Here is a 12,840-nt window from a genome sequence, read left to right on the forward strand (position 1 = left end):
AGCCGGTATCATGCCAAGCAAATGCCGGAGCTAGCGGAATGAGGTGTTCATGGATATGGACTTGAGCCAGAAGCGCGTACTAGTCGCCGGGTTGGGCATTTCCGGACGGAGCGTAGCCGCAGCCCTGCGAGGCCGGGCTGCCGGGGTGATCACTGTGGACCAGCGCGCCCCGCAGGCCGATCTTCATGACTTCGACCAGGTGGACTGGAGTCGGGTGGATCTGGTCATGGCTTCGCCAGTCTTCAACCCGCGCACCCCATTTATCCTTGAGGCGCAGCGTCGGGGCATCCCCGTGGTCAGCGAGGTGGAGATGGCTTGGCTGCTACGGGTGCCCTCGGCCCGGACAGGCCGGCCGGCGCCCTGGATCGGGATCACCGGCACCAACGGCAAGACCTCGACCACCAGGATGGTCTCCGCCATGTTGCAGGCCAGCGGGTTCACGGCCCCTGCGGTGGGCAATATCGGCAAGGCCGTCTCCACAGCCGTCCTGGATCCCGACAATGACATGCTCTGCGTTGAGCTGAGCTCCTTCCAGCTGCATTTCACCTTCTCGCCGGCCCTGGAGTGCGCGGCCATCACCAATCTGGCCGACGACCACCTGGATTGGCACGGGGGCTTCGAGGCCTACGCGGCCGACAAGGCACGCATCTACCGTGGCGTGCGCAAGGCCCTGGTCTACAACGTCGATGACTCCCGGGTTTCCAACCTGGCCAGACAGGCGCAGCCAGCCCCAGGTTGCCGACTGGTGGGCTTCACCCTGGGCCGGCCTGAGTCTGGGCAGCTGGGCGTGGAGGACGGCTGGGTCATGGACCGCAGCGGAATGACCGGTCAGGACCGTGATGAGGGCGTCAGGCTGGTCCGGGTGGCCGACCTGACGGATCTGTGTGAGCCTGACGGCACGGTCTACCCTCACCTGCTGGCCGACGCTCTCTGTGCCCTGGCTCTGGCACTGGGTGCTGGAGCCAAGGTCGATGCGGCGATCGAGGCCATGCGCGCTTTCACGCCCGGCGACCACAGGATCAGCACCGTGGCCTCTCTGGGCCAGGGTGCGCAGGCCATCCGCTTTGTAGACGATTCCAAGGCCACCAACGCCCATGCAGCCGAGGCTTCCCTGGCCAGCTACCATGACGGCCAGGTGGTCTGGCTGGCCGGCGGACTGGCCAAGGGCGCCCGCTTCGACGATCTGGTCCGGTCCCGCAGGTCCAAGCTGGCCGCAGCCGTGGTCATCGGTCAGGACCAGCAGCCCATGGTCCAAGCCATCAAGGACCAGGCGCCCGATCTGCCGGTTACCGTGATTGATCCTGATGCTGGAGATCAGGTCATGGCCCGGGCTGTTCGTGCGGCTGGCTCCTATGCACAGCCCGGCCAGGTGGTTCTGCTGGCACCTGCCTGCGCCTCTATGGATCAGTTCGCCTCCTATGCTGACCGGGGCGACCAGTTTGCCCAGCAGGCCAAACAGTGGGTCCACGAGCATGAAACGCGACACTGATCCGAGCAAGGCCCACTCACGAGGGTCTGGCAGCAAGGGAGACTACCGGGGCTGGCGGGCCATTCTCAACCCGCTCTGGTGCTACTACGGCTTTCTGGCCACAGTCGTCGCCACCACGGTCTTTGGCCTGATGATGGTATTCTCCTCTTCGGCTGTGGATCTGGTGGCCCAGGGCAGCTCACCCTGGAGTCAGGTCATTCGCCAGACCATATACGCAGTGTTGGGGCTCTTGCTGGCCCTTCTGGCCGTGAGGATCAGCATTGATCACTACCGGAACTGGAGCACCTGGTTTCTGATTGCCAGCCAGGGCATCCAGCTGTTGACTCGTACCCCGCTCGGGCGCTCCGCCAACGGCAACGAGGGATGGATCTCGATAGGGGGCATCTCCATGCAGCCGGCCGAGCTACTCAAGCTGGCCCTGTGTCTGTGGTTGCCCCAGGCGCTGATCGAAGCCCAGCGGCAGGTCGGCAAGGATTCCAATCTGAAGAGCCTGGCCAAGGCTTATGCCAAGCCGGCTTTCGGCTTTCTGATCAGCTTCATGTTCATCATGCTGGGCAAGGATCTGGGGACCGCCATGATCATCGTCATCATCGGCTTCGTGGCCTTCCTGGTCTCAGGCTTCCCCCTGCGATGGCTGCTCAGCCTGGCGGTTCTGGGGATGGCTGCGGTCATCGGTTTTTCGGTTTACGGTAACAGCAACCGGACCCAGCGGATCATGGCCGCCTATGGCAAGTGCTCGACTGATGACATTCAAGGGGTCTGCTACCAGTCCATCCATGGGCTCTACGCCATGGCTTCGGGAGGATTGACCGGGGTCGGTCTGGGCAACTCCAGGGAGAAGTGGAACTATCTGCCCGAGGCGCACAATGACTTCATCTTCGCTGTCATTGGCGAGGAGCTGGGCTTTGTTGGGGCGGCTATGCTTATTCTGGTCTTCGTGGTCATGGGCTGGTGCATGCTGAGAATCGCCCTGACTACCAGGAACCGGTATGCGGGCATGGTGCTGATTTGCCTGGATGTGTGGCTGGTGGGCCAAGCTCTGATCAACATCTGTGTGGTTCTGGGCCTGCTGCCGGTCATCGGGCTGCCCCTGCCCTTCGTGTCGGCCGGAGGGACCGCCCTGATCTCCTGCCTGACTTCGGCCGGGGTGGCTCTGAAGATGATTCGGACCCAACCAGACGTGATGGCGGCCACAGACGGGTCCTGAGATGCGGAATGGACATGGCGGAAAGGAAGCGGATTCGCGGATGACGACAGCGACGAGGACCGAGAAAGGGATGCCTGGGGATGCCCAGGAGCATTCCGGGAAAGGTGCTGGTCCCCATCTGGTGCTGGCCGGGGGAGGGACGGCAGGGCATGTCAACCCCCTGCTCAGCGTGGCTGCGGCCATTAAGGAGCGCTGCCCGCAGGCTTTTGTCAGCGTAATTGGCACTGCTGTCGGGCTGGAGCACGACCTGGTGCCGGCCGCCGGACTTCCCCTTGACCTGATTGAGAAGGTGCCCTTCCCTCGTCGTCCTGGCAAGGCCGCACTGGACTTCCCTCGGCGTTGGCGGCGTGAGGTGCAGCGAGTACGAGTGTATTTGCAGGATCGGTCAGCCGACCTGGTGGTCGGCTTTGGCGGTTATGCCTCGGCGCCGGCATACAGGGCCGCACGGAACCTGGGTCTGCCCATCGTCGTCCACGAGCAGAATGCCCGGGCGGGCATGGCCAACAAGTTGGGTGCCCGCTGGGCTGATTTCGTGGGTACGGCCTATGAGGATACCGGCATCCGGGCCCGGGCCGGAGTACCAGTGCGTCGTGTGGGCCTGCCCCTGCGGCCGGCCATCGCCCGACTGGCCAAGCGGATGCAGGCTGACCCTGCAGGAGCCCGCCGGGAGTCTGCGCAGTCTCTGGGGTTGGATCCCGATAGGCCCATCCTGCTGGTCACCGGGGGATCCTTGGGAGCGCTCAGCCTGAACAAGGCGGTGGCTGGCGCAGCCCGGCAGCTGCTGGATCGGACACAGGTCATCCATCTGACGGGCCGTGGCAAGGCCGACCAGGTCAGGGAGCAAGTGACGGCTGACCTGGGCGATGCGGCTATCAACGATCTGGACCCGGCTCATCGGGGCCAGGGGGACTACCACATGGCAGAATACCTGGAGCGGATCGATTTGGCCTTCGCCTGTGCTGATCTGGTGGTCTGCAGGGCTGGTGCAGGTTCTGTAAGCGAGCTGGCCGCCCTGGGCGTGCCCGCCGTCTACGTGCCCCTGCCCATCGGCAATGGTGAGCAGCGGTTCAACGCGCAGCCGGTCGTTAATGCCGGGGGAGGGCTCATGGTGGACGATGCGGCCCTGGATGCTAAATGGGTGGCTGATCATGTCCCTGCTCTTATTGCCGACGAGGATAGGCTGGCTGACATGCGCCGAGGGGCTTGGGAGTACGGGATTCGCGATGCCGCCCAGGTGATGGCCGAGCAGATCCTGACCATGGCCGACCAACACCTTGCCCGCAAGGAATCTGGGAGGGCCTAATCGGGCATAATGGAGGCAGGCGACGGGCGACCGTCCTGGATGGTCATGAACTGTTGGAGGAGATGCAACTACTGTGCCCAAGCATGAATTGAATACAGTGCCCGGTCGGCAGGATGGCGGTGACCGGTCCCTGCCGGTCCTGAACCCCTGCCTTCCTGCCCTGGCTCAGGCCGGAGTGCGCGACCCCAAGGATCTGGGACCTACACACTTCATCGGCATCGGCGGGGCAGGGATGAGCGTGCTGGCCGAGATGCTACACCAGGAGGGGGTGCAAGTTTCCGGATCCGACCGTGCTGAGGGGGACAAGACCCGACGCCTGCGTCAGCTGGGAATCCGGGTCACCATCGGTCAAGAAGCCTGCAATGTGGCCGGGGCCCGCACGGTGGTCTGGTCCAGTGCCATCAAACCTGACAATCCCGAGATTCTGGCAGCTCGTGACGCGGGTGCCCGGCTGGTCCATCGCAGCGACATTCTGGCCCTGCTTATGGCCTCCAGGATTTCGGTCACCGTGGCTGGAGCACATGGCAAGACCACCACCAGTGCGCTCTTGGCTCACCTGCTGACCAATGGCGGCCGAGGAGATCTGGCCGATCCCAGCTATGCCATCGGGGGCAGCCTCCAGAGCAGCCAGGGGCCCATGGACGGCGGGCACGTGGGAGCCGGACGGGTTCTAGTGGCCGAAGCGGACGAGTCCGACGGCAGCTTTGGCAAGTACACTCCTGACATCGCCGTCATCACCAACGTGGAGCCCGACCATCTGGACCACTACGGCACGGCTGATGCCTTCCACCAGGCCTTTGTGGAACATGCCCGGCATGCCCGACGTTTCCTGGTGGTTTGCGGGGACGACCAGGGGGCCCTGGAGGTGTTGCGGCGGCTGCAAGGGGACTGCCGCGCCAAGATCATCGTCTATGCATCAGATCCCCGGCTGAGCGTTGACTCCCTGCCTGGGGTTCTGGGCCTGGTCCGCATCGGGTCCGAGTCCGAGAGCAGCGGCAGCGGCCGTGAACATTGCCGTCTGGCTCTCCCCGCGCAAGTGCTCCAGGCGGCAGGGTTGGATGCCAGCAAGCCTCTCGATCTGCAGGTGGATTTGGCGATTCCCGGCATCCACAACGCCCGCAATGCCGCCGCAGCCATCATCGCCGCCATCCTGCTGGGGATGGATCCTGATACGGCCTCCGCTTCCGCCGCCGACTTCCGTGGGGCCTCTCGACGCTTCGAGGTTCGCGGATGCCAGCATGGGGTCACCGTAGTGGACGATTACGCCCATCATCCTACGGAGATCGCCGCCCTGCTGACCGCGGCCAGACGACGTTATCCGGGCCGGACCATCAGGGTGCTCTTCCAACCCCACCTGTATTCGCGCACCGCCATCTTCGCCGACCGTTTCGCTGCCGCTCTGTCCCTGGCGGACGATGTGACGGTCACTGACATCTTCCCCGCCCGTGAGCTGGCCAGCGATTTTCCGGGCGTGGATGCCGGAACCATCCCTACCGCAGCCCGCAAGGCATCGGACCAGAAGTCTCAGAATACTGGGAATAGGTCGACCGGGGCCGTCTTCCGGGCCTGCCCGGATATTCATCAGGCAGCTCTGGATCTGGCCGAGCGGGCGGAGCCGGGGAATGTAATCCTGACCGTGGGCGCCGGTGACGTCACAGACATGGGGCCGGTCATTCTTGACAGGCTGGCTGAACGGGACAAGCAGTGAAGACCGGCAAGGGCCGCAGCGCCTCCAGCGGAGCCTCGTCCAGAACCAAGGCCGTCCGGGCTGCCAAGGCCGCACGGACGGCCAGGTCTGGACATACCAAGCCTTTGGAAGAAGGACTGCGGACTGGCAGAACCGCTAGATCGGGCAAGTCAACCGTCTCAGATGCTTCGGTACAGGCCAGCCGGTCCAAGGTTGAAAAAACAGGCGATGAGGGCAGACGCCTTAAGCGGTCAAGGTCTCTCAAAGGTTCGAAGCGTCTCAAGGGTCGTCCGAGTCGTTCCAAGAATACAAGCGGCTCACGGACTCGTAGCGCCAGATCCGCCTCATCATCCTCCCGCTCGCTGGTAAAAGGCAGTAGCGCATCAGTCTCCAAGTCTGTGGCATCCAAATCCGCGACTTCTCATTCGACAAGTTCGGCCGAAGGATTTGTCGATGCCCGGGCCATACCGCCGGACCGACCCGTCTCGGGCAGAATAGGCACCGACCAGGAGGACCAGGGTCTGGGGATCTTCGTCCGGCCCAAGGTTCTGGATTTTCAGGCCCGAGTGCGCGAAAAGAAGAAGGTCAGCCGCAGGCTGGTCTTGATCCGGACAGGTGTCGTCCTCCTGGTTATAGCTCTGATAGCAGGACTGGCATGGCTGCTCTTTCTTTCGCCGGTCTTTCGCCTGCAGACCGACAAGATCAATGTCAGCGGCGGCAATGCCTGGGTGTCCAACGATCGAGTGGTCTCAATCGTGGCCAATCAGGGGGATCGCTCTCTGCTGCTGATTTCCACCAATGGCGTAGAGCAGGAGATCAGCGGCATGGCCGGGGTGACCGATGCCAAGGTCAGCAAGAGTTTTCCGCACGGTCTGGAGGTGACCTTCGATGCCCAGGAGCCTACTGCGGTCTTCAAGGATGCGCAGCGCAAACTGACGGCCGTCGACAGACAGGGGAGGGTGCTCAATACTGTGTCCAAGCCGGTCGAGGGGGTGCCGGTCATCCAGGTGGCTACCGTCAAGCGTGCCCAGCAGGATCAGGCGGTCAGGCAGACCCTGCGGATTCTGTCAGCCATGCCCGAGGCCATGCGCCATTCGGTGACCAAGGTGACTGCGGAAACCCAAGACTCCATTACCACCGAGCTGGACCAGGGCAAACATGTCATCATCTGGGGCGACGGCTCTGACCTGAAGCTCAAGCAGGCCGTGGTCGACAAGATCATCAACGATCCCTCCAAGATCGGCGACAAGCATCAGCTGGATGTGTCGGCGCCCCTGAGGCCCATTGTCAAATAGTCGCTGAAGGAGCTGCCGGCTTCATCAACCTGTCGGTGTCCAGCAGGATGGTCACCGGTCCGTCGTTGACCAGATCCAATCGCATGTGTGCGCCGAAGCGCCCGACGGCAACTGGCACACCGGTTGCTGCCAGGGCCCGGTTCAGATCATGCCAGACGCTTTGGGCGTGTTGTGGCTCTCCAGCAGCCATGAAGCTGGGACGGTTGCCGCGACGCAGATCCGCATAGAGGGTGAACTGGGAGATGGAGAGGATGGAGCCGCCGCAGTCCAGGATCGACCGGTTCATCCGGTTCTCCTTGTCGGCAAAGATGCGCATCCGTGTCAGCTTGCGGACGGCATAGTCCACCTGGTCAGCCCCGTCCCCGTTCTGAACGGCCACCAGGAGCAAGAGGCCCATGCCAATGCTCTGGGGTTTGAAATCTGGATCCTGCTGCCCCTGCTCGTCGACCACATCGACCCTGGCACGGCTGACCCGCTGTATGACGATTCTCATGCTTTTAGTCTAAAGACTTCAGGCGTTGTTGTAGTGTCGCTGGGAAAAGCTGGATCGGTATCTGGTTGGGGTCAGGCCGGAGAACCGTTTGAAGACGCGCATGAAATATTTGGGGTCGTCATATCCGCAGGCTTCGGCTATCTGTCTGACGCCCATGGAGGTCGACAGGAGCAGCTCCTGAGCTCGTTCGATGCGGATCCGCCTGATCTGTCCGGTGATACCGATGCCGAACCGCCGCTTATAGATGGTCGACAGGTACGAGGGCGAATAGTTGAAGTTTTCTGCTACGCTGGCAACACTGATCCGGTCGCAGGCGTTGATACGGATCCAATCTTGGACCTTCTGGAGGGTGCTGTCCTCGTCGTCAGCTTCTTGACGGCCCTTGGGCGCGGGCCTTCCCATGGCGATCTCCATGAGCAGGCAGGTCATGAAATAGCTGCAGTAGGGGCTGGGATCCGGGTAGGTGCGCTGGTAGATGTCAAGCAGCTGGTTGAACATGACGGTTAACCGATTGTTGTCTGCCAGACGAAAATCCAGGGGCAGCACCACGCGTGCCGCTCCCTGGTCATTTCCATCCCTCGGTTCGTCAGGCAGGCCTTGAACCTTGTGCCAGTCAGGCAAGGTGAAGTGGGCCCAGTAGAAGGTCAGCGGCTCCTGTCCCAGCCGTCGACTGCCCTCATGAGGAGTTCCGGGCGGAATTAGCAACAGGCCGCCTGCCTTCAGATCATGATGCCGCCCGGCTACCGTCAGCGGGAGGAGGCCCTCTTCAACCAGGATCAGCTCAAAGCTGTCGACGGTGCGGCGCTCGTGGATCCATCCGGGGGTGCCGATAAAGCGCCCTGCGGATTTGAAGACCGCCGCATCGTTGGGGAAACTGGTGATGATTGCCTGATCCGTGCTGACCGTCCTCCCTGTAGCTGAAACCTTGGCCTTATTAGGACGCGGTCAGTGGCTGGCCACTTCGACGTAGGCATGATATGGCTGGCTTTCGTCAATGGTCCAGAGGGGGACGAATTCCAGGCCGCTGTCCCGGTGACGGAAGACCAGCTTCTCGCCCTGGCGCTCGAAGGCGGATCCGGGGTCCTTCCGGTCGATGTTAAGGCTTTGCATATCGGTGCTGGGGCTCAAGGCGGCAAGCACGTAGGGTCCCCAGGCCACGGCGGCCAGGGAGGGCTTGTCAGGGGTACCGATCAGCCGGATGGTCGGGTCGAATGTCAGCGTAATGGTGGTTCCTCCCCAGGTACCCAGACCACAGGCGCTCGCCTCCAGGACCGCCACAGCCGGGTCGGCGCCCATGAGAACCTGGGACACCGGGGTTCCGTCGATGTCAATGTGGACCCTGCTGCGGGTCCAGGCGGGAATGCGCAGGGCCAGGCGCGGCCTGTCCAGGGCCTCTATGGTGATGGTCACTTTCTCGGGGTAGCGGTCGTCCACATCCACGCTCAGGGCCATCTTCTGGTCGATGTCGTTCAGGCTGCAGGGAAGATACTGCTCGATCCACAGGGTCGTCTCGTCCGTGTAGAAGGCTCCATCGGCGTAGTAGAAGTGCGATTCCAGGCCGGTGCCGTGGCAGCAGCTGTTCTCCTCATCGAATTCCTTGTGGCCGCCCGGCTGAGTGGGGAAGAAGTAGAGACTGCCGCCCTGGGGTACATGGTCGGTGCTGGCGGCGATGTGGTTGAGTGTGGTCAGCTCGGTGTAGTCTGCATACTCCTGATCGGGGTCGAAGGAGAACAGGAGCGCAGACAGCTTGAGTAGGTTATAGGAGGCGCAGGACTCAGCGGTGTTGTCCTTGAGCAGGGCGCCGATCACGTCGGGCTGTTGGAACATTTCGCCCTGACCGGTGCCGCCCATGGCGTAGATGTGATGGCCCATGACCGACTTGAGGAAGAACTCGGCCTGCTGCAAGTAGTAGGGCAGCCCGGTCTGGCGAAAGAGTTCCACCGAACCGATGACCTGGGGGATGTGCTGGTTGCCATGCAACCCGCCCAGTGCATCCACCTTCTGACGCATGGGAACCATGAGACGGTCGTTGTCGAAGAGGCGAGCGGCATCCAGGTGCTCCTTACGTCCGGTGATGGCGTACAGATGGGCCAGGGATTCATTCATGCCTCCGAACTCGCCAGCGATATACATGCTCCACATATTCTGCAACTGCTCATGGGGGAGTCGGTGGACGCGGTCATAGACCCAGTCGCCCAGGTCCGAGGCCACGCGAAGAGCCGTTTCATTGCCGGCGAAGTGGTAGGCGTCGATCAGCCCGGCCAGGATCTTGTGCAGAGTGTAGTAGGGCGCCCAGATGGTGGGGTAGGGCGCGTACTGCTCCAACTTGTCGAACTGGCTCTCATCGTAGGCCGACAGGAAGCCCGGCTTGGTGGTCCCGCTCTTGGCGAAGGCGGCCTGGACCTCGGCCAGCCCGTCGACCAGATAAGTCAGCTTGGCTCGAATGTCCTCGTCGCCGGTGGCGGCATAACCCAGGGCGTATGCGGACAGGACGTGCCCGGTGGTGTGGCCGCGCAGGTTGGAGTCCGGAGCGTCCCAACCGATCATGGGCTTGGCGCCCTTGGTGTCCAGATGGGCGGCCCGGCGGAACTCCACCAGGAGCTGATCGTCGTCCAGGGTCTTCAGAAAGGCTATCCGTCGGCGCTGGTTGCCTGCCAGCATTCCATCACCCTGGAGCCGCACCCGGGAGATGGGCACGCGGCGGACCTTAGGGCTGGAATCCACTGGCTGTTCGGGGTCTTCGTCAATCACCTGAACCTTGCATTGCAAGCGGATGTCGCTGCCGTCGATGGATCCTTGGAAGTCATGTTCGCCGGTCTGTTCGTCCCGCTGCTCAACGCCTTCGTCCCAGTTGACCCGCTGGGAGACCTTTTGTCCGTCCTTGGTCAGCACGGCCGTGAACATGGGCAAATAGTAGGTGATGCCCTTGCGCGCCTTGATCTCGATGGGGTAGACCTTGCGCACTTCGATCTTGTTGGGCATCTGCAACACGGTCACATCGAAGTTGCGCTGGGCCTCGGCGCCGCCCTTGGTGACGGTCGCGGTCAGGGTTACGTTCCGGTCGCCTAGGCCGTATTCGGGCTGATTGACCTTGCCTTGAGGGTTCACCCATCGATCGTCGCTGCTGGTCCACTCGATGGTGGTTCCCTCCACCCCTTCGGTCGGCAGTTTCAAGTCGAAATCCACGGTGCCCGTGTTGCCGATGTAGATCTGACGGGCCGCCTCGTCGACGCAGTCCTGATCAGTGTGCATGGATGATGTCATGATGAATTACCTACTTCCTCCGTTGACAGGCGGATTCTGGCCGGTCATGGTTTCCGTCGGGTCGTCTCCGATCCGTCGGCGCCGCTCTGCCCCGACGCCTTGGTGCGCCTTACCTCATCAGTCTATGGACGAAAGCCCGATTGTGAAGGTGGGGGAAATCGTCGAATGGGTGGACAATCTTGTGTCTTTGGTTTGGAGTTGTTCTTGCTAGCTTCTATATCCTCCTAATCCTTGCAATGGCGCGCTTTCTGAGCAAGGAACGAGCTGCCAGGGTAGTCTTGTCGGATACCGAACAGATGGCATTACCGAGAAATATCCACCTTTTCCCATTCTCTTTGCACCTACGTCCAAAGGGCTGAAGATTTACCGTTCCAAGTGGAACAGCCTGTGGTTCCACGCAGAGCAAAAGGGTGCCGAACAACGAGGGTCGGTGCCATTGAGAAGCGAGGAGAAGCGTATGGCAACATCATCGGAACATGTCGACGAGCAGTCGGACACGGACCAGCAGGATTCAAACCTGGTGGTCGATGAATCCGGTCTCAAGGTCGACCATCGTCAAGAGGAGGAATTGGAACATCTAAGATCAGATCGTTCCTTCTTCGGTTACCCCAAGGGTATTGGCATACTGGCCACGGGCAACCTTTTTAACTCCATCTGCTGGGCCTCTTACGGGGCTGTGATGATTTACTATCTCTACAAGCCTTGGACCAAGGGATTGGGATTCACCCAGGGTGAGGCGGCCCAGCTTATAGCCATCGTGGCGGCCATCAATTCCATGTTCGAAATACTGGGCAGCTGGTTGGCTGATCGAGTTTTTGGCGCTCGCAAGGCGCTGGTCATTGGCAATATCACCAAGGGGCTGTCCTGTGGCCTTCTTGCTATCCCTGCATTCTCAATCGGTCAGGGTCGGGCTTTTGCCATAGTGGGCATGGTCCTCATGAACATTCCTATCGTCGGTGCCTCCAACGCCTCGTTGACCGGCATGCTCTTCCATCGCGATGACAGTCGCCGTGACGGGGCCTTCGCTATTCACGCCATCGCCAATAACATAGCGGGCTTTATCACTCCTGTGATTTCTGCGCAACTAGGGCTGGTCAACTATCATTACGGTTTTGCTATTGGGGCTGTCGCGGCTCTGCTCTATGCCGCTATTATCGGCTTGCCCGGTAAACGTTTCTTTGGATCCTTGGGTTCAAAGCCGTCCAGACCCTTGAGCGTTCAAGAGAAGAAGCGCTATAGTCTAATTGCTCTGGTGGCCCTGGTTGTCATTGCTGCTTTTATAGCCGTGTTGCTCTTGTCCAAGAAGGTCAGTGTGAACAGCCTGGCCAATACCGTTAGTTCGTGCACATTTGTGGTGGCGATTCTCTTCTTTGCCATTATCTGGCGTTCCAAGCGCATCAGCAGCACAGAACGGCATCGGTTGCGTGCAGTGACTCCACTGTTTATCATGCAAATCGTGATTGGTGTGGATTACGCCATCCAAGGAACCACCTTGCTGATGTTCTTGGATCAGCGGATCAACCGCAAGTTCGGGGGCATCGAAATCGCGCCAGGATCTTTCACAACTATTGTGGGTATTATTTCTTTGCTCTCGGGGCTCTTCTTCAGCTGGTTCTGGGTCACCGACCTGGGCAAGCGTTGGAAGTCGAGCAGTCGTCTCTGCTTTGGTTTCTTCTTCACCGGCATCGCCAATTTCCTCCTGATTGTGCCGACTGTCGTGCTCAATCCTCACGCCGGAAAATACTCGGTGGTATGGCTGCTGGTTTATTACTTGGTCAGCAATTTCGGTGGATTCCCCTACGGTGTTGCAGCTAACTCAACTGTTGCTGCAATTGCTCCGAAGTCTTACGAGACGCAGATGCAGACCTCACTAACCTTGTCTGCAGCCATCGGTACCGCCATCATGCTGGTCGTCTATGGAAGGTTGAAGTCTCTGGATCAGCAACTTCCTCTATTCCTGATCATTGGCACTTTGGAAATTGTTGTTGCTGTTGTGGTAATGATGTTCAGCAAGCGTTTCGAATCCATGATTCTCGATGATTAGTGAATGGATCGGTCTTTGTCGAGCGAAGATCTCTACAAAGACCGGGTGATAGTGAAGA

General features: G+C 60.9%; 9 protein-coding genes. 6 read left to right on the top strand and 3 right to left on the bottom strand.

Features of this window, described 5'->3' with window-relative positions:
* The first annotated feature begins 49 nt into the window (after positions 1-49).
* The 5 genes from murD (at position 50) to DKK74_RS02510 (ending at position 6,981) form a co-directional block, all read left to right on the top strand.
* Complete coding sequence (gene murD / locus DKK74_RS02490) at positions 50-1,489, top strand: UDP-N-acetylmuramoyl-L-alanine--D-glutamate ligase (RefSeq protein WP_110412596.1); 1,440 nt, start codon at positions 50-52, stop codon at positions 1,487-1,489.
* The gene (locus tag DKK74_RS02495) at positions 1,473-2,696 is read left to right on the top strand and encodes a peptidoglycan glycosyltransferase FtsW (protein ID WP_110412597.1); all 1,224 of its coding nucleotides are present in this window, start codon (positions 1,473-1,475) and stop codon (positions 2,694-2,696) included. Before murD ends, DKK74_RS02495 begins: the two co-directional genes overlap by 17 nt.
* A gap of 70 nt (positions 2,697-2,766) precedes the next feature.
* The gene (locus DKK74_RS02500; RefSeq protein ID WP_181414904.1) at positions 2,767-3,999 is read left to right on the top strand and encodes a UDP-N-acetylglucosamine--N-acetylmuramyl-(pentapeptide) pyrophosphoryl-undecaprenol N-acetylglucosamine transferase; all 1,233 of its coding nucleotides are present in this window, start codon (positions 2,767-2,769) and stop codon (positions 3,997-3,999) included.
* 232 nt (positions 4,000-4,231) lie between these two features.
* A complete protein-coding gene (gene murC / locus DKK74_RS02505) occupies positions 4,232-5,707 on the top strand; it encodes a UDP-N-acetylmuramate--L-alanine ligase (RefSeq protein WP_375537548.1) in 1,476 nt (491 codons plus the stop codon).
* Positions 5,704-6,981: a cell division protein FtsQ/DivIB gene (locus tag DKK74_RS02510; protein ID WP_258334418.1), complete on the top strand. Its 1,278-nt coding sequence runs from the start codon at positions 5,704-5,706 to the stop codon at positions 6,979-6,981. Before murC ends, DKK74_RS02510 begins: the two co-directional genes overlap by 4 nt.
* Here the strand turns inward: DKK74_RS02510 and dtd are convergent.
* From dtd to DKK74_RS02530, 3 genes are read right to left on the bottom strand one after another with little or no spacing between them, the layout of a single operon-like run.
* On the bottom strand, positions 6,974-7,474 hold the full coding sequence (gene dtd / locus DKK74_RS02515; protein ID WP_110412600.1) for a D-aminoacyl-tRNA deacylase: 501 nt from the start codon (positions 7,472-7,474) through the stop codon (positions 6,974-6,976). The two genes, DKK74_RS02510 and dtd, sit on opposite strands and share 8 nt — an antisense overlap.
* 18 nt (positions 7,475-7,492) lie before the next feature.
* A complete protein-coding gene (locus tag DKK74_RS02520) occupies positions 7,493-8,359 on the bottom strand; it encodes an AraC family transcriptional regulator (protein ID WP_309146453.1) in 867 nt (288 codons plus the stop codon).
* Positions 8,360-8,419: 60 nt separating this feature from the next.
* Positions 8,420-10,738 carry a beta-L-arabinofuranosidase domain-containing protein gene (locus DKK74_RS02530; protein WP_219997342.1) on the bottom strand — a complete coding sequence of 773 codons (2,319 nt, stop codon included), beginning with the start codon at positions 10,736-10,738 and terminating at the stop codon, positions 8,420-8,422.
* 457 nt (positions 10,739-11,195) lie between these two features.
* Here DKK74_RS02530 and DKK74_RS02535 point away from each other — a divergent pair, with 457 nt between their 5' ends.
* Positions 11,196-12,782 carry an oligopeptide:H+ symporter gene (locus tag DKK74_RS02535; protein WP_110412603.1) on the top strand — a complete coding sequence of 529 codons (1,587 nt, stop codon included), beginning with the start codon at positions 11,196-11,198 and terminating at the stop codon, positions 12,780-12,782.
* Positions 12,783-12,840 lie beyond the last annotated feature (58 nt).

This window comes from Bifidobacterium asteroides, assembly GCF_003202755.1.
In the GTDB taxonomy this organism is placed as follows: Bacteria; Actinomycetota; Actinomycetes; order Actinomycetales; family Bifidobacteriaceae; genus Bombiscardovia; species Bombiscardovia asteroides_F.

What these genes read in the sequence shown, in the direction of transcription:
- murD (WP_110412596.1), top strand. Translation starts at nt 50, where the DNA reads ATGGATATGGACTTGAGCCAGAAGCGCGTACTAGTCGCCGGGTTGGGC.
- DKK74_RS02495 (WP_110412597.1), top strand. Translation starts at nt 1,473, where the DNA reads ATGAAACGCGACACTGATCCGAGCAAGGCCCACTCACGAGGGTCTGGC.
- DKK74_RS02500 (WP_181414904.1), top strand. Translation starts at nt 2,767, where the DNA reads ATGCCTGGGGATGCCCAGGAGCATTCCGGGAAAGGTGCTGGTCCCCAT.
- murC (WP_375537548.1), top strand. Translation starts at nt 4,232, where the DNA reads ATGAGCGTGCTGGCCGAGATGCTACACCAGGAGGGGGTGCAAGTTTCC.
- dtd (WP_110412600.1), bottom strand. Translation starts at nt 7,474, where the DNA reads ATGAGAATCGTCATACAGCGGGTCAGCCGTGCCAGGGTCGATGTGGTC.
- DKK74_RS02530 (WP_219997342.1), bottom strand. Translation starts at nt 10,738, where the DNA reads ATGACATCATCCATGCACACTGATCAGGACTGCGTCGACGAGGCGGCC.
- DKK74_RS02535 (WP_110412603.1), top strand. Translation starts at nt 11,196, where the DNA reads ATGGCAACATCATCGGAACATGTCGACGAGCAGTCGGACACGGACCAG.